This window comes from Pseudomonas sp. ICMP22404, from assembly GCF_006227205.1.
Taxonomy (GTDB): Bacteria; Pseudomonadota; Gammaproteobacteria; order Pseudomonadales; family Pseudomonadaceae; genus Aquipseudomonas.
This window is the reverse complement of sequence record NZ_VCNG01000016.1, coordinates 97,641-117,769: the sequence shown is the minus strand read 5'-3', so window position 1 is coordinate 117,769 and position 20,129 is coordinate 97,641. Positions and strand designations below refer to the sequence as shown.

The window sequence follows — 20,129 nt, the reverse complement described above, 5'->3', positions numbered from 1 at the left end:
TTTCGGTCAACGTTTTTCTGACTTAAAGGTCAGGAAAATCCGGTTTGTCGATGAGCAACGTTCTATAGACACTGTAGAACCTTGTGGGAGCCGAGCTTGCTCGCGATGGCGGTGGCACATTCAACAGGGATGGAGGCTGGCATGCCGCCATCGCGAGCAAGCTCGGCTCCCACAGAACCTTTTTGCTTGAATCGTGCCAAAAACCCGGTACAGGCCCTGCGCCATGACGTATCGAGTGCGCTACACTGCGCCGCTTGTGCAGATCGAAGAGTTTGAAGGACAACCATGACGTTCAAGGCCCCGGACAGCCTCGCCGAGCAAATCGCCCATCATCTCGCCGAACGCATCATCCGCGGTGAAATGAAGCCAGGAGAGCGCATCCAGGAGCAAAAGGTCACACTGGCGCTCAACGTCAGTCGCGGCTCGGTCCGCGAGGCCCTGCTGATCCTGGAGCGACGCCATCTGATTGCGATCCTGCCGCGCCGTGGTGCTCACGTTACCGAACTTACCGAACATAATGTGCGTAGCCTCTGTACGCTGATGAGCGAGCTGTACATCCTGCTGGGCAACGCCGTTGCCCATGGTTGGCGGGATTCGGCCGACATGGCGCCGTTCCTGCAGATCCAGCAGCGCCTCAAGGAGGCCTTCGAGCGCCAGGACATCCGCATGTTCGTCGACGAGAGCTTCAGCGTGATGCGCGCGGCCTATCCATTTGCCAATAACCCGTACTTGCAGGAAACCGTCGAGAACCTGCAACCGGCCATGAGCCGCGCCTATTTCCTGGCCCTGGAACAGCGCAAGGCCGAAATGAGCGAATTCCTCGATCTGTTCCAGCGCCTGCTCGTCGCGGTGCTGGCCCGTGATCTGCCGCAGATTCGCATTGTGCTGATGGCTTACTGTCAGCGTAGTTGCGATCTGGTGGTTGCCGCCCTGACGAAGGCCTGAACGTGCGCCTCAAGTGCATCAAGCTGGCGGGGTTCAAGTCCTTCGTCGACCCGACCACGGTGAACTTCCCCAGCAACATGGCGGCGGTGGTGGGACCCAACGGTTGCGGCAAGTCGAACATCATCGACGCCGTGCGCTGGGTGATGGGCGAGAGTTCGGCCAAGAACCTGCGCGGCGAGTCGATGACCGACGTCATCTTCAACGGCTCCACCAGCCGCAAGCCGGTCAGCCAGGCGAGCATCGAGCTGGTGTTCGATAACTCCGACGGCACCTTGATCGGCGAATACGCGGCCTATGCGGAAATCTCCATCCGCCGCAAAGTGACCCGCGACAGCCAGAACAGCTACTTCCTCAACGGTGCCAAGTGCCGGCGTCGCGACATCACCGACATCTTTCTCGGCACCGGCCTGGGGCCGCGCAGCTACTCGATCATCGAGCAGGGCATGATCTCCAAGCTGATCGAGGCCAAGCCCGAAGATCTGCGCAACTTCATCGAAGAGGCTGCCGGTATCTCCAAGTACAAGGAGCGCCGGCGCGAGACGGAGAACCGAATCCGTCGCACCCACGAAAACCTGGCTCGCCTGACCGACCTGCGCGAAGAACTCGATCGTCAGCTCGAACGCCTGCACCGCCAGTCCGAGGCCGCGCGCAAATACCAGGAATACAAGGGCGAGGAGCGCCAGCTCAAGGCCCAGCTCTCGGCCCTGCGCTGGCAGGCGTTGAATGAACAGGTCGGCCAGCGCGAAGCGATCATTGGCAACCAGGAGGTCAGTTTCGAAGCGCTGGTGGCCGAACAGCGCAATGCCGATGCGGCCATCGAGCGCCTGCGTGATGGGCACCACGAACTGTCCGAGCGCTTCAACCTGGTGCAAGGGCGCTTCTATTCGGTCGGTGGCGACATCGCCAGGGTCGAGCAGAGCATCCAGCATGGCCAGCAACGGTTGCGCCAGTTACAGGACGACTTGAAAGAGGCCGAGCGCGCGCGCCTGGAGACCGAGTCTCACCTGGGGCACGACCGTACCTTGCTGCTGACCCTCGGTGAAGAACTGGACCGGCTCACGCCAGAGCAGGAGATCACTAGCGCCGCTGCCGAAGAAGCCGCCGCGGCTCTGGAAGAAGCCGAGTTGACCATGCATGGCTGGCAAGAGCAGTGGGACCGATTCAACCTGACTTCTGCCGAACCGCGGCGTCAGGCCGAGGTCCAGCAGTCGCGCATCCAGCAGTTGGAAACCAGCATGGAACGCCTGGCCGAGCGCCAGCGCCGCCTGGCCGAGGAGCGCGCCTTGCTCGCGGCGGACCCGGAAGACGCGGCGATCCTCGACCTGAGCGAGCAACTGGCTGCCAGCGAAGCCACCCTGGAAGATTTGCAGGCCAGCGAAGACGCCCAGGTCGAACGGCTCGAACAACTGCGCCAGGCCTTGCAACTGGCCCTTCAGAATCAGCAGCAGGCCCAGGGCGAGCTGCAACGACTCAACGGTCGTCTGGCGTCGCTGGAAGCCTTGCAGCAAGCGGCGCTGGACCCGGGCACCGGCACCGCCGAATGGCTGCGCGACCAGCATCTGGCCGAGCGCCCGCGACTGGCCGAAGGACTGAAGGTCGACGCCGGTTGGGAACTGGCGGTGGAAACCGTGCTGGGCGCCGATCTGCAAGCGGTGCTGGTGGACGATTTCGCGGGCTTCGACCTCTCGGGTTTCACCCAGGGCGACCTGCGCCTGCTCAGCCCGGCCGGTGACGGCGTGCGGATGCCGGGCAGCCTGCTGGACAAAGTCGAGGCCAAGGTCGATCTGTCGCCCTGGCTCGGGCAGGTCAGGCCGGTGGAAAACCTCGAACAGGCCCTGGCGCTGCGCGGGCAACTGGCGGCGGGCGAGAGCCTGATCAGTCGCGACGGCTATTGGGTCGGCCGGCATTTCCTGCGGGTGCGCCGGGCCAGCGAAGCCGAGAGCGGCATGCTCGCCCGGGGCCAGGAGATCCAGCGTCTGGGCGCCGAGCGCGATGAGCGCGAAGCCAGTGTCGAAGCCCTGGAAACCGAATTGCAGAATCTGCGGGCGCAGCAGCGTCAACAGGAAAACGGCCGCGAACACCTGCGCCGGCTGCTTCAGGATGAGGCGCGCCAGCAGGGCGAACTCAAGGCACAGCTGTCGGCCGGCAAGGCCAAGGCCGAGCAGTTGGCCTTGCGTCGTACTCGTCTGGAAGAAGAAATTGCCGAGCTGGGCGAGCAACGGGCGCTGGAGCACGAGCAGGTCGGCGAGGCGCGTCTGCAACTGCAGGAGGCCCTTGATGCCATGGCGCTGGACACCGAGCAGCGTGAGCTGTTGCTGGCCCAGCGCGACAGCTTGCGCGAACGCCTCGACCGGGTGCGCCAGGAAGCGCGTCAGCACAAGGATCATGCCCATCAGTTGGCGGTGCGCCTGGGCTCGCTCAAGGCGCAGTACGATTCCACGCGCCAGGCTCTCGAGCGTTTGGAAATGCAGTCCGAACGCCTGACCGAAAAACGCGAACAGTTGAGCCTGAACCTGGAAGAGGGCGAGGCGCCGCTGGAAGAGTTGCGCCTCAAACTCGAGGAACTGCTCGACAAGCGGATGAGTGTCGATGAAGAGCTCAAGACCGCTCAGATCGCCCTGGAGGACGCCGACCGTGAGCTGCGCGATGCCGAGAAGCGCCGTAGCCAGGCCGAGCAGCAATCCCAGCTGATTCGCGGCCAGATGGAACAGCAACGCCTGGAATGGCAGGCCCTGACCGTACGCCGCAAGGCCTTGCAGGATCAACTGCTGGAGGACGGCTACGACCTCAACGGCGTGCTCGCCACCCTGGTGGCCGGGGCTAACGAGAAAGACGCCGAGGAGGAGCTGGAGCGCATTGCTGCGCGGATCCAGCGCCTGGGCGCGATCAATCTGGCGGCCATCGACGAATACGAACAGCAGTCCGAGCGCAAGCGCTACCTGGATGCCCAGGATGCTGACTTGGTGGAAGCGCTGGAAACCCTGGAAAACGTCATTCGCAAGATCGACAAGGAAACCCGCAACCGTTTCAAGGATACCTTTGATCAGATCAATGGCGGTTTGCAGGCGCTTTTCCCAAAAGTTTTCGGTGGTGGCAGCGCTTACTTGGAACTGACGGGCGAAGATCTACTCGATACAGGGGTGACGATCATGGCGCGTCCTCCCGGGAAGAAGAACAGCACCATTCATTTGCTCTCCGGTGGTGAAAAGGCGCTGACCGCGTTGGCCCTGGTATTTGCCATCTTCAAGTTGAATCCGGCGCCGTTCTGCATGCTCGACGAAGTCGATGCACCGCTGGACGACGCTAACGTGGGCCGTTATGCGCGCCTGGTAAAGGAAATGTCTGAAACGGTGCAGTTCATCTACATCACCCACAACAAGATCGCCATGGAAATGGCCGATCAACTGATGGGCGTGACGATGCACGAACCGGGCTGTTCGCGGCTGGTGGCGGTGGATGTCGAGGAGGCCATGGCGATGGTGGATGCCTAGCGGCGAGCGGCGAGCTTAAAGTGGCGAGCTGCAAGCGATGCAGCTCAGCTGTAGCTTGTAGCTGCTGTTATGTAGCTTCAAGCTGTTGGTCATGCTAGTTTAATGTCAATTTTTCGTGTGCGTGGGCAAAACGCCATTCAGAACATAGAGTTGGCGCCACGTTTTAAAGCGGTTTGCAAATAGCTAAGCCCCTTATTTTTCAGCATTTTTATAGAGGCACGGGATTACATGGAAATCGGTCTGCGCGAGTGGCTGATCGTCATCGGCATCATTGTCATTGCCGGTATTCTTTTCGACGGCTGGCGCCGCATGCGCGGTGGCAAGGGGAAACTCAAGTTCCGCCTTGATCGCAGCCTGTCGAACCTGCCGGACGAGGATGACAATGCCGAGCTGCTGGGCCCGCCCCGGGTGCTGGACACCCACAAGGAGCCGCAACTGGACGAGCATGACCTGCCGTCGATGAGCGCGCCGGTGCGCGAGCCCCGTGAATCGGGTTCCAAGCGTGGCAAGCGCAACAACGAACCGTCCCAGGGTGACCTGAACCTCAACCTGGACCTGGATGGCGGCCCGAGCTTCAGCAGTCGCGACGACTTCCCGGAAGAGAGCAAGGCGTCGAGCAGCGACAAGGATCAGGCCCAGGCTGAAGAAGTCCTGGTGATCAGCGTGATCTGCCGCGATCCGGCCGGCTTCAAGGGCCCGGCGTTGTTGCAGAACATCCTGGAAAGCGGCCTGCGTTTCGGCGAGATGGACATTTTCCATCGTCACGAAAGCATGGCAGGCAACGGTGAGGTGCTGTTCTCCATGGCCAACGCCGTCAAGCCAGGGGTGTTCGATCTGGACGACATCGATCATTTCAGCACGCCGGCGGTGAGTTTCTTCCTCGGTCTGCCGGGCCCGCGTCATCCCAAACAGGCCTTTGACGTGATGGTGGCGGCGGCTCGCAAGTTGTCCCAGGAACTCAATGGCGAATTGAAGGATGACCAGCGCAGCGTGCTGACTGCCCAGACCATCGAGCACTACCGCCAGCGTATCGTCGAGTTTGAACGTCGGGCATTGACCCAGAAGCGCTGATCAGAGCGCCTCTGGTAGCCGCTTGTGGCAAACCGCTTTTGTGGCGAGGGGATTTATCCCCGCTGGGCTGCCGAGCAGCCCTCAAAATGTTGTGTTGCCACAGAGTTTGCGAGTGCTGCGCGCTCGAGCGGGGATAAATCCCCTCGCCACAGGTTCTCTGCCGAGCGTTACTTGACTGATTGAAATGAGCAGCCTCGGCTGCTCTTTTGCTTTATGAGAGAACACCCATGAATGCCGTCGAAACCCGCATCCTAGAGCTGCGAACCGAACTGGATCAGCACAACTATCGCTATCACGTCCTCGATGAACCGACCATCCCGGACGCTGAGTACGACCGCCTGTTCCACGAGCTCAAGGCCCTGGAGGCGCAGCACCCGGAGCTGGTGACCAGCGACTCACCGACCCAACGGGTCGGCAGCGTGGCGTTGTCGGCGTTCAGCCAGGTCCGTCACGAAATCCCGATGCTCAGCCTGGGCAACGCCTTCGATGAAGCCACCATGCGTGAGTTCGACCGCCGGGTGACTGAAGGCCTCGATCTGCCGATGGGTGATCTGCTGGGCGGCGGTGCGGCGGTGGAATACAGCTGCGAGCCGAAACTCGATGGCCTGGCGGTCAGTCTGTTGTACCAGGACGGCCTGTTGGTACGCGGTGCCACTCGCGGCGACGGCACCACAGGCGAAGACATCAGCGTCAACGTGCGCACCGTGCGCAACATCCCCCTCAAGCTGCAGGGCAGCGGCTGGCCTCCCGTGCTGGAAGTGCGCGGCGAGGTGTACATGTCCAAGGCCGGCTTCGAGCGTCTCAACGCCACGCAGTTGGAAACGGGTGGCAAGACCTTCGCCAACCCGCGCAACGCGGCGGCCGGCAGCCTGCGGCAACTGGACTCGAAGATCACCGCCAACCGTCCGCTGGAGTTCTGCTGCTACGGCATCGGCCAGGTGACGGCGGATATCGCCGATACTCACATCGGCAATCTCAAGCAGCTCAAAGCCTGGGGCATGCCTGTCAGCCGCGAGCTGAAACTGGCCCATGGCATCGACGAATGCCTGGATTACTACCGTGACATCGGCGAGCGGCGTAGCGCGTTGCCCTATGAGATCGATGGCGTGGTGTTCAAGGTCAACAGCATTGCTTCCCAACGTGAGCTCGGCTTCCGCGCTCGCGAGCCGCGCTGGGCCATCGCCCATAAATTCCCGGCCAGCGAAGAACTCACTGAGTTGCTCGACGTCGAGTTCCAGGTGGGCCGCACCGGGGCGGTGACGCCTGTTGCGCGGCTCAAGCCGGTCAAGGTGGCAGGCGTGACCGTGGCCAACGCCACGCTGCACAACATGGACGAAGTGGCGCGCCTGGGGTTGATGATCGGCGACACGGTGATCATCCGCCGCGCCGGGGACGTGATTCCACAGGTGGTGCAAGTCGTCACCGAGCGTCGCCCGGAAAATGCCCGCCCGGTGGAAGTGCCCCAGCAGTGTCCGGTGTGCGGCTCCCACGTGGAGCGCACGCAACTGATCAAGCGCAGCAAGGGTCGCGAAACCATCAGCGAAGGCGCGGTGTATCGCTGCGTCGGGCGCCTGGCCTGCGGAGCGCAGCTCAAGCAGGCGATCATTCACTTCGTCTCGCGCCGGGCCATGGACATCGAAGGGCTGGGGGAAAAGAGCATCGAACAACTGGTGGACGAGGGCCTGGTGGGATCGCCGGCCGATCTGTATGCCCTGACCTTCGAACAAGTGGTCGACCTGGAAGGCTTTGCCGAATTGTCGAGCCGGAAGTTGTTGGCGGCCATCGTCGACAGTAAGAAGCCCAGTCTGGCGCGCTTCATTTACGCCCTCGGCATCCCGGACGTCGGCGAGGAAACCGCCAAGGTCCTGGCGCGCTCCCTGGGCTCGCTGGAACGCGTGCAAGCAGCGTTGCCCCAGGTGCTCACGTACCTGCCGGACGTGGGCCTGGAAGTGGCGCATGAGATCCACAGCTTCTTCGAGGACCCGCACAACCGTCAGGTGATCGCGGACCTGCTGCGTCATGGTCTCGATATCCAGGACCAGGGCGAGCTGGGCGCCGAATTCTCCGCCAGCACCACCCTGGGTGGCTTCCTCGACAAGCTTTATATCCCGTCGGTCGGACCGGGTGGTGCGCAGAAACTGGCAGACAAGTTCGGCTCCCTCGAGGCAGTGATGAACGCAGATTGGCTGGACATGCGCCAGGCCCTGCCGGAAAAGCAGGCCAACGCCGTGCGCGAATTCTTTGCCATCACCGAAAACCGCCAGCAGGCCGAGGCCGCGGAACAGCAGTTGCGGGACTTCGGCATGCACTGGCAAAGCGAGAAGAAGGTGGTCGAAGGCTTGCCGGAGGCGGGTCACACCTGGGTACTGACCGGTTCGCTGGAATTGATGAGCCGAGACGTCGCCAAGGACAAGCTGGAGAGCCTTGGGGCCAAGGTCGCCGGTTCCGTGTCGGCGAAAACCCATTGCGTCGTGGCCGGCCCGGGCGCGGGCTCGAAACTGACCAAGGCCAATGAACTCGGGCTCAAGGTGCTGGATGAAGAGGCGTTCGTAGCGTTCCTTGGCAAGCACGGCATCACGGTCTAGCCCTTGTGGCGAGGGGATAAATCCCCTCGCCACAAGGGTGTGACACCAGGCTGAACGTCTGTGCCAGAAGACGATCTAGTGTTGCAGGCCCCAGGGAGAGATCGCCATGTACCGCTTCTTCGAACAACTGAGCTCACGCATCGCCGCGCCGTTCCTGGGCGACCGTTCGCGCAACAGCAAGGTCTGGCCGTGTCGCTGCGGCCAGTCGCTGTTTTTCCGCAACAGCCAGTGCCTGGCCTGCCTGGCGGCGTTGGGCTACCAGCCGGAGCAGAGTCGTCTTTCGTCACTGCAACCCGGTGATCTGCCCGACACCTGGACCCTGGATGCCGACCCACAGGCCGGTCTGTTCCGTCGCTGTGCCAACCTCGATACCGCGGCAGCGTGCAACTGGCTGCTGCCGGCCGGGGGGCGCGACACCTTGTGCATCGCCTGCCGGCTGAACCGCACCATCCCCGACCTGTCGATCCCGGAGAACCCTGAACGCTGGCGCAAGGTCGAGACGGCCAAGCGCAGGCTGGTGGCGCAACTGATCACCCTCGGTCTGCCGGTCGCGCCGAAAAGCGTCGACGAATCCACGGGCCTGGCCTTCGACTTCATCGGCGTCGACCCTGACGGCACGCCACCGACCACCGGCCATGCCAGCGGCTTGATCACGCTCGACATCAAGGAAGCGGACGACGCCCACCGTGAGGCCGTGCGCCAGCAGATGTGCGAACCGTATCGCACCTTGCTCGGGCACTTTCGTCACGAAGTGGGGCATTACTACTGGGATCTTCTGATTGCCAACAGCCACTGGCTCGAAGCATTCCGCGGATTGTTCGGCGATGAGCGGGCCAGTTATGCCGACGCGCTGGAGCGGCATTACCAGCAAGGAGCACCGTTGGACTGGCAAACCCGTTACGTCAGTGCCTACGCCACCATGCACCCCTGGGAGGACTGGGCCGAAACCTGGGCTCACTACCTGCACATGATGGACGCCGTGGACACGGCGCTGGGCTTTGGCATGAGCGCCCAGGACATGGACTTCGACTACCAACCGTTCCCACCCGACACCCTGTTCGATCCGGAGCACGCCGGAGGCACGGCGTTCCTGTCGTTCGTCAACGCCTGGATCGAACTGGCAGGCATGCTCAACGAACTGTCCCGCAGTATGGGCCAACCGGATTTCTACCCGTTCGTCGTGCCGGCAGCCGTCATCACCAAACTGCATTTCATCCATCTGGTGATCCAGGAGGAGGGCGGCCGGGCGGATGAGGTGCTGCTGTAGCGACGGGGTTTGCCAGGATGGCTGCGCACCCTCGATCTACTGTGGGAGCGAGCCTGCTCGCGATGGCGGCAGCTCATTGCAAGCCGACCCACCGCTTTCGCGAGCAGGCTCGCTCCCACAGGGTTCCTCGGGATGGCTGTAAAACGCATATCCACCCCCATGGCAAGTGCTTGAACATCTTCGCTTTTTTAATCCGGCGCGAACGGTTGTAACTTCCCGTCAGATAGGTACAATGGCGCGGCTCGCCGTCAGGCGGGCGTCGTTATGGTGACCCCATCGGTCCCCCCGCAACGATTACCCGTGAACCTGGTCAGATCCGGAAGGAAGCAGCCACAGCGGGAACATTGTGTGCCGGGGTGTGGCTGGTGGGGTTGCCTCCATAACGCCCCAGGCCTTCATTCGCAAGGTTTGTCAGATTTCCCCCCGCCTTTCTTGTTCTGATCGAATTCGGTTGATGCCTTCTGCTGTCTGCTCTATTACCGTTGATCGGCACTGTCATTTCTGACAGTAGAATTTCACGTTGTGCCTTTCTAGGGTTCGTGTAGACGGCCAGAGGGCAACGTGATGAACAACGACATGGTGTTGACGCAAAGCAGGGGGGCAATCGCCGTGAAGGTCGCGGCGGCGTTGGGATGGTTTGCATTGCTTCTCCAGCTTTACCTGATCCTGACCTCACGCTGGCAGGCCGAGAAGAGCCTGTTGGGTGGCGTGGAGATCTTTTTCAGCTACTTCACGGTGCTGACCAATATCCTGGTGGCGATCGTGCTGACCTGCGCGGCGACGACAGGTGACTCGGCGCTGCGACGTTTCTTTCTCCGGCCTTCGACCCAAACGGGGGTGGCGGCTGCCATCGTGCTGGTCGGGCTGGCGTACAACCTGTTGTTACGCCAGACATGGAACCCTCAAGGCTGGCAGTGGGTGGCTGATGAGCTGCTGCACGACGTGATGCCTGTGCTGTTCATGATCTATTGGTGGTTCTGTGTGCCAAAGGGAACCCTGCACTGGAGCGATGTATGGGCGTGGCTGATCTATCCACTGGTCTATTTCATTTACGCCCTGATACGTGGCGAGATGATCGGCTCCTACCCCTATCCGTTCATCGAGGTGAACAACTTGGGTTATTCACAGGTGCTGGTTAATGCGATGTTGGTGTTGGTGGGGTTCGTGGTGATTTCACTGGTGCTGGTCGCGGTGGATCGGGCGAAGGGTGGGCGCTGATTGGCAGGTCATTTTTCTGGATGCCCATAAACCCAGTGTTCGTCACCGATCCCCTGTGGGAGCTGAGCTTGCTCGCGATGGCGGTGGGTCAGCTTGCATTGATGTTGCCTGAGATTCCGCTATCGCGAGCAAGCTTTGCTCCCACAGGTTGTGTGCATCAGGTCCGGGGAGCCGGGGAGCCATCACACCCGACTCAAGGCTTGGACAGCGCTTGATCCACCGCCGCGATCAGCTTGCCCAGGTCCTTCGGAGTGGCCTTGTGTATGACACCGAACAGATAGGCGCGCTGTTCGTCTTCATCGTTCATGTCGGCGAAAAAGGCTTTCAGTTGCACGTCCAACACGTTGGCGAGCAGGAACAGGGCTTCGATGCTGGGCATGTAGGTGCCGGTTTCGAAACGGCTGATGGTTTTGGGGTCAAAACCGGTTCTTTCGCCCAGTTCAGCCTGAGTCAGCCCCGCTACTTTGCGGTAGCGTCTGATGGCTGCACCCAAACTTGAAATTTGCATCGCTCAATTCCCATTTAGAATCAAGAACTTAACGATAGATTTTCGCATTAGGCAACCGCGTGATCCATCACCTTGCTTTGCAAAATGTGATGTGTTTCGTAGAATCAGCGTTTGGGACGGGCATTTGGTGACCTGCTTCAGATACCAAAAGATGCAAAAAGAAATGGGTCGCGGGTTCATGGTCGTGGCACAGGGCAGGCGTTCTGGGCTTTCGAGCGGCACCGACAAAGCCGTGCTCCCACTTCTCTCACGGTATTTGAGCCTAGTTGATTTTCGCCTGTCCGAAGGCGGTGCAACCGCGCGCGCCAAATGAGCCTGACTCATGGATGACTGCTTCGATGGATAAGAAGTACCGCAGAGCCGTTGACGCCGCCGCGATTTTTTCCGAGACCGATGCGAGCGGGCGTATCACCTACGTCAACGACCAGTTCTGTAACCTCTTTGGCTACCGGCGCGATGAACTGCTGGGGGTGAACCATCGCCTGCTCAATTCCGGTCACCACCCCGGGGAATTCTTCAGTGCCATGTGGCACACCATCTCGTTGGGGCAGGTCTGGAAGGGGGATATCTGTAATCGCGCGAAGGACGGTACCTTGCATTGGGTCGATACCACCCTGGTACCGTTGACAGATGACGCGACAGGACAGGTCGAGCGCTACCTGGCGATTCGTTTCGACGTCAGCGACAAGCGCCGGCAACTGCACTCCCTGCAATGGCGAGTCGGGCACGATGTGCTGACCGGGCTGCCCAATCGCACCTATTTGTCTGACCTGCTGGACCAGGCCCTGGCGTTTTCCCAGGCGGAAAGCTTCCCCCTCGCGGTCTGTATGCTTGATCTCGATGGCTTCAAGGCGGTCAATGACGGTCACGGCCATGCCAGTGGCGACCAGCTGCTGGTCGAGGTCGCAAGGCGGCTGCGCAGCATCGTTCGAGGCGAAGATGTGGTTGCGCGGCTGGCGGGGGACGAGTTCGTGCTGGTGTTGCGTCATGTGCCTGGGATGGATGAGTTGCATGGGGCTTTGAACCGGGTGCTGGTTGCTGTTTCCACGCCCTATGCCATTGACGGTAAAAGCATCAAGGTCTTCGCAAGTATCGGCGTCACGCTGTTCCCCTGGGACAACGAAAACGCCGAGACGTTGCTGCGCCATGCCGACCAGGCGATGTACATGGCCAAGCAGAGCGGCCGCAATCGCTTCCATCTGTTCGATGTATCCCGGGACAAGGAGGTGCGGGCCACCTACCAGACCGTCGAGCGGGTTCGGCAGGCATTGGCCGCCCGTGAGCTGCGGCTGCATTTCCAGCCCAAGGTCAATATGCGCAGCGGCACCGTGGTCGGCCTTGAGGCGTTATTGCGTTGGAAGCACCCGCAACGTGGCCTGGTGCCGCCTCGTGAGTTCCTGCCGCTGGCGGAGGAGACCGATCTGATTGTCGAGATCGGCGAGTGGGTCATGGAACAGGTCATGATTCAGTTGCAGCTGTGGCAGCAAGCGGGGCAGGGGTGGCCGGTCAGCATCAATGTCTCGGCACGGCATTTCCAGCGCGAAGACTTTGTCGAGCGGCTGCGGCAGATGCTGGAGCGACACCCGGACGTGGCGCCGCGCATGCTCGACCTGCAAATCGTCGAATCCGTCGCGGTGGAAAATCTCCAACATGTCAGCGCCTGCCTCCAGGCTTGCCAGGCCCTGGGGGTGGGTTTCTCCCTGGGCGGGTTCGGGACGGGCTACTGCTCCCTCAATGACCTCAAGCATTTGCGCATCCAGACCATCAAGATCGACAAGACCTTTATCCGCGACATTCTTGTGAATCGGGATGACCTGGCCTTGACCAAGGCCGTGATCGGTCTGGCCCAGGCGTTCGATCGCCAGGTCGTCGCCGAAGGGCTGGACAGTCTCGAGCATGGGCAATTGCTGCTGCGCCTGGGGTGTGAAGTCGCCCAGGGCTACTTCATCGCCCGACCCATGCCAGCCGAGCAGATACCGGGCTGGGTGGCGAGGTTTGTTCCGCCGTCGCAATGGCAGCAGCGTCCGGGCATTCAGGGAGAGCCGGCTTCAGGCTCGGATTGCGCATTGCGGCCGGTGTAAAGCTGGATGATCGCGTCGATCTCTCCGGAGGATTTCATGTTCTGCAAGGTGCGCAGGATGCGTTGTGCCGGGATTTTCGGATCATTGCGCAGGTAGCAGCCCAACTGCTGTTTCTGCAAAACGGCCACCTCATGCAGTTGGTAGTCAGCGGTGTGCCGTTGGTTGAACCAGTCCAGCGCCCATTGGTTGCTCACGCCGTAGCGATAGCGCCCGGCAAGCAATTTTGTCAGCACTTGTTCCTGGCTCCGTGCGTCATCGCGCCTTAGATGACCGCTGTCGAACAGCGGCTGCAAGGTCGGATAGGTATAGCCGAGCACGGTACCGATCGGCTGCTGCCCCAGCGTCGCCGGCACCACTTGTCTGGGGGCACTGGCTGTGCCGACGAGCAGGTCACGCTGGAAGAACAGCGGGACACTCCAGAGGAAACCTGCTCCTTCGTCCTTTACCCAGTTGGGGCTGACGTAGCAGCGCATGTCGACTTCGTCGTGTCGCATGGCCCCGTCGAGCCGGGCCCGGGACAGGACATGGAACTCGGCCGGCATGCCCACCTGGGTCGCCAGGCTGGTCATGACGTCTGGGAGTATTCCCTGGGTCGGGCGACCCTGTTCGATCTGCACCATGGGCATGGCCCAGCCGTCAGTCACGGCAAAGCGCAAGGGTAATTCGGCGGCGGAACATTCTGTCCCTAATAACAGCAAAGCCCCCATGGCCAAGCGCATAAGCTCTCCTGACGGTATGAAAACGTGTCGACAACCGAGTCCTTGATCCAAGCTTAGTCAGATTAGAACGGTGCACCGGATGCAATTTCGCCCCTGCTCCGCTAGCATTAGCCGCTTATGTTCCTTCGTTGCGATGGTTTTCGATGAGTTATCAGGTTCTTGCACGTAAATGGCGTCCGCGCTCGTTCCGCGAAATGGTCGGCCAGACCCATGTGCTCAAGGCTCTGATCAACGCCTTGGACAGCCAGCGGCTGCACCATGCCTACCTGTTCACCGGGACCCGCGGCGTGGGCAAGACGACGATCGCGCGAATCATCGCCAAGTGCTTGAATTGTGAAACCGGTATCACTTCGACACCCTGCGGTGAGTGTTCGGTCTGCCGGGAAATCGATGAAGGCCGTTTCGTCGACCTGATCGAGATCGACGCCGCCAGCCGCACCAAGGTCGAAGATACCCGCGAGCTGCTCGACAATGTGCAGTACGCCCCCAGCCGTGGGCGCTTCAAGGTCTACCTGATCGACGAAGTGCACATGCTCTCCAGCCATTCCTTCAATGCGCTGCTCAAAACGCTTGAAGAGCCGCCGCCCTACGTCAAGTTCATCCTGGCAACCACCGATCCGCAGAAGCTGCCGGCCACGATTTTGTCCCGCTGCCTGCAGTTCTCCCTGAAGAACATGACACCGGAGCGGGTCGTCGAGCACCTGACCCACGTGCTGGGTGTCGAGAATGTGCCGTTCGAAGACGATGCGCTGTGGCTGCTGGGTCGCGCCGCCGACGGTTCGATGCGTGACGCCATGAGCCTGACCGACCAGGCCATCGCCTTCGGGGAAGGCAAGGTCATGGCTGCCGATGTGCGGGCCATGCTCGGTACGCTCGATCACGGCCAGGTCTATGACGTGTTGCATGCCCTGATCGACGGCGACGCGAAGGCGTTGCTCGAAGCGGTGCGCCACCTGGCCGAACAGGGGCCGGACTGGAATGGCGTGCTGTCGGAAATCCTCAATGTATTGCACCGTGTCGCCATCGCCCAGGCCTTGCCTGACGGCGTCGACAACGGCCATGGCGACCGTGATCGCGTGCTGGCCCTGGCCCAGGCGTTGCCCGCCGAAGACGTGCAGTTCTATTACCAGATGGGCCTGATCGGTCGTCGCGACCTGCCCCTGGCGCCGGATCCGCGCGGTGGCTTCGAAATGGTGCTGCTGCGAATGCTGGCGTTCCGGCCTGCGGACACGGCGGATGCGCCGAGGCAGGCGCTAAAGCCAGTGGGGATCAGCCAGGCCACAGCTGATTCCGCCAAGCCAGTGGCTGCCGCGCCCGTTGTTGCGCCGGCAGCGGTTTCTGCCCCGGCGGCGGTAGCGCCCGTCGTGGAACCGGCTCCGGCGCCTGTCATCGAGCCTGAGCCGATTCCCGAGCCTGTCGCCGAAACCGTCATCAATCTGCCCTGGAATGATCCGGTCGAACCCGAGATCGTCCAGCAGCCTGTGGTGGAGCCTGTACTGGAAACCGTCGCCGAGCAGCCCGAGCTGCCGCCGATGCCCCTGCCGACGCCCGACAGCGTGGTGCCTGAAGCGCCTGAGTGGGTCGCCGCTCCGATGCCCGAGCCGACCGCCGCCGATGTCGATATGGCCACGCCGGGCATGGACCTGGACGACGAGCCTCCGTTGGATGAGGATTACATCGAGCCGGACATGGACTCGGCCTACAGCTACCTGGATGACCTGGCCAGCGAGCACGCCGCCGAGCCGGCACCCGAGCCTGAGCCGGAACCCGCAGCGATGCCGGCCACCGGGCTGGCCCTGCAATGGCTGGAGCTGTTCCCGAAATTGCCGATCACCGGCATGACCGGTAGCATCGCCGCCAACTGCACGCTGATCGCGGTAGAGGGCGATCACTGGCTGCTGCACCTGGACCCGGCCCACAGCGCCCTGTTCAACGCGACCCAGCAGCGGCGTCTCAACGATGCACTGAACCAGTACCATCAGCGCACGCTGACGCTGAGCATCGAACTGATCAAGCCGGAGCAGGAAACCCCGGCCCAGGCCGCGTCCCGGCGCCGTGCCGACCGCCAGCGCGAGGCCGAGGAGTCGATCCACAGCGATCCGTTCATCCAGCAGATGATGCAACAGTTCGGCGCGGTGGTCCGTCACGATACTATCGAACCTGTCGAGGCCCCGGTCACCCAGGGCTCATAATTGAAGGCGCCGGGCCGAAAGGGCCGGGCGCGGTGTTTATCCAAGTACTTTCGAGGTGATTCCCATGATGAAAGGTGGCATGGCCGGCCTGATGAAGCAGGCGCAGCAGATGCAGGAAAAAATGGCCAAGATGCAGGAAGAGCTGGCCAACGCCGAAGTCACCGGCAAGTCCGGCGGCGACATGGTGACCGTGGTCATGACCGGTCGCCACGACATCAAGCGCGTCAGCATTGACCCGAGCGTGGTCGAAGGCCTGAGCGAAGATGACAAGGAAATGCTCGAAGCCCTGTTCGCCGCCGCCGTCAACGACGCCGTGCGCAAGATCGAAGCCAACAGCCAGGACAAGATGTCTGGCATGACCGCCGGCATGCAACTGCCGCCGGGCATGAAACTGCCGTTCTGATTCGCCATCCCGTTCGGGATGGGCTACACCCAATGCCAGGCATCGCGCCTGGCATTTTTGTTTCGGGTGCATGGCTGTGATGGCCGGAACCCTTGTGGGAGCAAAGCTTGCTCGCGATAAGCGCCGGGGCCCCCTGAAAAGACCGCGTTGAATCCATCGCGGGCAAGCCTTGCTCCCACAGCGATAAACATCGAACGCCACCCCCCAGGCAATGGTCTGCTCCCTATACGTGCCCATTCAACGATCAAGGAGACGTTTCCATGTCACAAGCATCGACCTCCAACCAGCGCATCGTCCTCGCTTCCCGTCCCAAGGGCGCGCCCACCGCGGAGAATTTCCGGGTTGAGCAGGTAACCCTGCCAGAGCTGGCGGACGGGCAGATCCTGCTCGAGACACTGTTCCTGTCCCTGGATCCCTACATGCGCGGGCGCATGAGCGACGCGCCGTCCTACGCTGCGCCGGTGGAAATCGACGAAGTGATGACCGGCGGAGCTGTCAGCCGCGTAGTGCGCTCGAAGCACCCGAAATTTCACGAGGGCGACCTGGTAGTGGGGGCCACGGGGTGGCAGAGCCACAGCATCAGCGATGGTCGCAACGTCATACCCATTCCATCCGGGTTGCCCAGTCCGTCGATGGCCTTGGGAGTGTTGGGCATGCCGGGCATGACCGCCTACATGGGACTGATGGACATCGGTCAACCCAAGGCCGGGGAAACCCTGGTGGTGGCCGCCGCCTCGGGCGCCGTGGGTTCTGTAGTCGGCCAAGTGGCGAAAATAAAGGGGCTTCGGGTCGTCGGGGTGGCTGGCGGCAGCGAGAAATGCCAGTACGTGGTCGACGAGTTGGGATTCGACGCTTGCATCGACCATAAGAGCGAGCACTTTGCCGAAGAGCTGGCCCGGGCGTGCGACATAGGCATCGACATCTATTACGAGAACGTCGGCGGCAAAGTCTTCGACGCGGTGCTGCCGCTGCTCAACGCCAAGGCCCGCGTCCCGCTCTGTGGCCTGATCGCGTCCTACAACGATCAGCACGCCCCGAGCGGACCGGATCGGTTGCCGCAGTTGCAACGCACCTTGCTGACCAAACGGGTGCGCATGCAGGGATTTATCGTGTTTGACGACTACGGTGATCGTCAGCCGGAATTCATCAGCGCCATGGCGCCATGGGTGCGGGATGGCCGGGTCAAGTTCCGCGAAGACGTGGTCGATGGTCTGGAGAATGCGCCACAGGCGTTTATCGGGCTGCTGGAAGGACGCAACTTCGGCAAGCTGGTGGTGCGGGTGGCGCAGGATTGAGTATTTGACGCTGGTCAGAGGCGCGGGTATAAACCGCGTCTCGTTGTTATGTCGGACATTTCCTCGATGAGCTTCAGCCCTTTGATTCGCCAACTGATCGATGCCCTGCGAACCTTGCCGGGTGTGGGTCAGAAAACTGCCCAGCGCATGGCGTTGCAATTGCTTGAGCGTGATCGCAGCGGCGGTTCGCGCCTGGCCCAGGCCTTGAGCCAGGCCATGGAAGGGGTCGGGCATTGCCGTTTATGCCGGACCCTGACTGAAGACGACCTGTGCCCCCAATGCGCCGACTCGCGTCGGGACGACACGCTGCTGTGCGTCGTGGAAGGGCCCATGGACGTGTATGCGGTGGAGCAGACCGGTTTCCGTGGGCGGTACTTCGTGCTCAAGGGACATCTCTCGCCCCTCGATGGCCTGGGGCCGGAGGCCATCGGCATTCCAGAGTTGATGGCGCGGATCGAAGAGGCGGGGACTTTCACCGAAGTCATCCTCGCCACCAACCCGACGGTGGAAGGCGAAGCCACCGCCCACTACATCGCCCAGTTGCTGAGCAACAAAGGCCTGGTCGCCTCCCGCATCGCCCACGGCGTGCCGTTGGGGGGCGAGCTGGAGTTGGTCGATGGCGGGACGCTGGCGCACTCGTTTGCCGGGCGCAAGCCGATTACGCTGTAAGCACGATACAAATACCTGTGGGAGACCTGTGGGAGCGAGCCTGCTCGCGATAGCGGAGTATCAGTCAGTCAAGAGGCGACTGGCACTCTGCAATCGCGAGCAGGCTCGCTCCCACATTGGTCGGGGGTAGCTTTAGTATTCTGCGGCCGAACACAAACCCTGTGGGAGCGAGCCTGCTCGCGATGGCGGTAAGTCAGTTAGCGATAATGTGACTGATACACCGCTTTCGCGAGCAAGCCCGCTCCCACCGAACCGATGATGGTCGGGCGGTTATCGTTCGCTCAGGGAGAACTGCGTCAGGCAGAACGTTGGAATCCCCATGTCGGTCAATCGCTGGGAGCCCAGCAATTCCGGCAGGTCGATGATCGCCGCCGCCTCGTGGACCTTGGCGCCCATACGGCGGATCAGGTTGGCGGCAGCGATCAGCGTGCCGCCGGTGGCGATCAGGTCATCGAACATCACCACCGAATCGCCTTCGCACAGGCTGTCGGCATGTACTTCCAGGAACGCTTCGCCGTATTCGGTCTGGTAACCCTCGGCCAGCACATCGGCCGGCAGCTTGCCTTGCTTGCGGAACAGCACCAATGGTTTGTTCAACTGGTAGGCGAGGATCGAACCGATCAGGAAGCCCCGGGCATCCATCGCGCCGATGTGGGTGAACTCGGCCTCGACGTAGCGGTGGGCAAAGCTGTCCATCACCAGCCGCAGGGCCGTGGGGGACTGGAACAGCGGGGTAATGTCGCGGAAGATCACGCCGGGTTTGGGGAAGTCGATTACGGGGCGGATCAGGGATTTGATGTCGAAGGAGTCGAAGACCATCGTCGAAATGTCCTGGCAGGGCTGCAAACGCGGCAGTATAGCGCGGCCAAGGGAATCCCTCAGCCGCGCGTGTTCATCAGCCTTCGATCGAGCCGCCGGCCAGGGCGCAGAGCTGGATCGGGTCGAGGATGTGGATTTCCTTGCCTTCGGCGGCGATCAACTCATTCTGCTGGAAACGGGTGAACACCCGGGAGACGGTCTCCACGGCCAGGCCCAGGTAATTGCCGATTTCATTGCGCGACATGCTCAGGCGGAACTGGTTGGCCGAGAAGCCACGGGCACGGAAGCGGGCGGAGAGGTTGACCAGGAAGGTCGCGATGCGCTCGTCGGCGGTCTTTTTCGAGAGCAGCAGCATCATCTGCTGATCGTCGCGGATCTCCCGGCTCATCACTCGCATCAACTGGCGGCGCAACTGCGGCAGTTGCAGCGCGAGTTCGTCGAGGCGTTCGAAGGGAATCTCGCACACCGAGGTGGTTTCCAGCGCCTGGGCCGAGACCGGATGGCTCTCGGTGTCCATGCCGGACAGTCCCACCAGCTCGCTGGGCAGATGGAAACCGGTGAGCTGCTCCTCGCCGCTGTCGCTCAGGTTGAAGGTTTTCAACGCGCCCGAGCGCACGGCATAGACGGAATCGAAGGTGTCACCCTGGCGAAACAGGAATTCACCTTTTTTCAACGGTCGGCCCCGTTTGACGATTTCATCCAGCGCGTCCATGTCCTCCAGATTCAGCGACAATGGCAGGCAGAGAGGAGCCAGGCTGCAATCCTTGCAATGGGCCTGGCTGTGGGCGCGCAGTTTGACTGGCTCGGACATTTCTTCAATCCTTGTGGGAAAACACACATAGGCCGTAAGGGTAACCCAGCTCCGG

Annotated in this window: 15 protein-coding genes and 1 other RNA gene; 12 read left to right on the top strand and 4 right to left on the bottom strand. The window is 61.8% G+C overall.

Annotated features, from left to right (window positions below; genetic code table 11):
- The first annotated feature begins 285 nt into the window (after nucleotides 1-285).
- From FGE05_RS24060 to FGE05_RS24030, 7 genes are all read left to right on the top strand, one after another.
- Entirely contained in the window at nucleotides 286-945 is a 660-nt protein-coding gene (locus FGE05_RS24060; protein WP_024776771.1) for a GntR family transcriptional regulator, read from the top strand.
- Between the two features lie 2 nt (nucleotides 946-947).
- Nucleotides 948-4,436, top strand: coding sequence for a chromosome segregation protein SMC (smc, locus tag FGE05_RS24055; RefSeq protein WP_139648887.1), 3,489 nt, complete (start codon nucleotides 948-950; stop codon nucleotides 4,434-4,436).
- Between the two features lie 228 nt (nucleotides 4,437-4,664).
- Nucleotides 4,665-5,507: a cell division protein ZipA gene (gene zipA, locus FGE05_RS24050; RefSeq protein WP_139648885.1), complete on the top strand. Its 843-nt coding sequence runs from the start codon at nucleotides 4,665-4,667 to the stop codon at nucleotides 5,505-5,507.
- A gap of 227 nt (nucleotides 5,508-5,734) precedes the next feature.
- Nucleotides 5,735-8,092: an NAD-dependent DNA ligase LigA gene (gene ligA / locus FGE05_RS24045; protein ID WP_139648883.1), complete on the top strand. Its 2,358-nt coding sequence runs from the start codon at nucleotides 5,735-5,737 to the stop codon at nucleotides 8,090-8,092.
- Between the two features lie 106 nt (nucleotides 8,093-8,198).
- Complete coding sequence (locus tag FGE05_RS24040) at nucleotides 8,199-9,359, top strand: putative zinc-binding metallopeptidase (protein WP_139648881.1); 1,161 nt, start codon at nucleotides 8,199-8,201, stop codon at nucleotides 9,357-9,359.
- A 274-nt stretch (nucleotides 9,360-9,633) separates the two neighbouring features.
- Nucleotides 9,634-9,730, top strand: an RNA gene (gene ffs / locus FGE05_RS24035) — signal recognition particle sRNA small type.
- Nucleotides 9,731-9,923: 193 nt separating this feature from the next.
- A complete protein-coding gene (locus tag FGE05_RS24030) occupies nucleotides 9,924-10,577 on the top strand; it encodes a Pr6Pr family membrane protein (RefSeq protein ID WP_139648878.1) in 654 nt (217 codons plus the stop codon).
- Nucleotides 10,578-10,770: 193 nt separating this feature from the next.
- Here FGE05_RS24030 and FGE05_RS24025 read toward each other — a convergent pair whose 3' ends face one another.
- Nucleotides 10,771-11,085 (bottom strand): helix-turn-helix domain-containing protein, encoded by a 315-nt coding sequence (locus FGE05_RS24025; RefSeq protein ID WP_139648875.1) that lies wholly within the window; start codon nucleotides 11,083-11,085, stop codon nucleotides 10,771-10,773.
- Nucleotides 11,086-11,423: 338 nt separating this feature from the next.
- Here FGE05_RS24025 and FGE05_RS24020 point away from each other — a divergent pair, with 338 nt between their 5' ends.
- On the top strand, nucleotides 11,424-13,166 hold the full coding sequence (locus tag FGE05_RS24020; protein WP_139648873.1) for a bifunctional diguanylate cyclase/phosphodiesterase: 1,743 nt from the start codon (nucleotides 11,424-11,426) through the stop codon (nucleotides 13,164-13,166).
- On the opposite strand, the gene FGE05_RS24015 is transcribed toward FGE05_RS24020, so the two are convergent.
- A complete protein-coding gene (locus FGE05_RS24015) occupies nucleotides 13,118-13,885 on the bottom strand; it encodes an ABC transporter substrate-binding protein (protein WP_139648871.1) in 768 nt (255 codons plus the stop codon). The genes FGE05_RS24020 and FGE05_RS24015 overlap by 49 nt on opposite strands.
- 143 nt (nucleotides 13,886-14,028) lie before the next feature.
- On the opposite strand from FGE05_RS24015, the gene dnaX reads away from it, so the two are divergent.
- From dnaX to recR, 4 genes are all read left to right on the top strand, one after another.
- Nucleotides 14,029-16,077: a DNA polymerase III subunit gamma/tau gene (dnaX, locus tag FGE05_RS24010; protein WP_139648870.1), complete on the top strand. Its 2,049-nt coding sequence runs from the start codon at nucleotides 14,029-14,031 to the stop codon at nucleotides 16,075-16,077.
- Nucleotides 16,078-16,141: 64 nt separating this feature from the next.
- On the top strand, nucleotides 16,142-16,480 hold the full coding sequence (locus tag FGE05_RS24005) for a YbaB/EbfC family nucleoid-associated protein (protein WP_003183512.1): 339 nt from the start codon (nucleotides 16,142-16,144) through the stop codon (nucleotides 16,478-16,480).
- A 260-nt stretch (nucleotides 16,481-16,740) separates the two neighbouring features.
- Nucleotides 16,741-17,775 (top strand): NADP-dependent oxidoreductase, encoded by a 1,035-nt coding sequence (locus FGE05_RS24000; protein WP_139648868.1) that lies wholly within the window; start codon nucleotides 16,741-16,743, stop codon nucleotides 17,773-17,775.
- Nucleotides 17,776-17,841: 66 nt separating this feature from the next.
- Nucleotides 17,842-18,444, top strand: a complete 603-nt coding sequence (recR, locus tag FGE05_RS23995) for a recombination mediator RecR (protein ID WP_041020490.1) — start codon at nucleotides 17,842-17,844, stop codon at nucleotides 18,442-18,444.
- Nucleotides 18,445-18,714: 270 nt separating this feature from the next.
- Here recR and FGE05_RS23990 read toward each other — a convergent pair whose 3' ends face one another.
- Both FGE05_RS23990 and fnr read right to left on the bottom strand, forming a co-directional pair.
- On the bottom strand, nucleotides 18,715-19,263 hold the full coding sequence (locus FGE05_RS23990; RefSeq protein ID WP_139648866.1) for an adenine phosphoribosyltransferase: 549 nt from the start codon (nucleotides 19,261-19,263) through the stop codon (nucleotides 18,715-18,717).
- A 76-nt stretch (nucleotides 19,264-19,339) separates the two neighbouring features.
- Complete coding sequence (fnr, locus tag FGE05_RS23985; protein ID WP_139648864.1) at nucleotides 19,340-20,074, bottom strand: fumarate/nitrate reduction transcriptional regulator Fnr; 735 nt, start codon at nucleotides 20,072-20,074, stop codon at nucleotides 19,340-19,342.
- Between the last annotated feature and the right edge of the window lie 55 nt (nucleotides 20,075-20,129).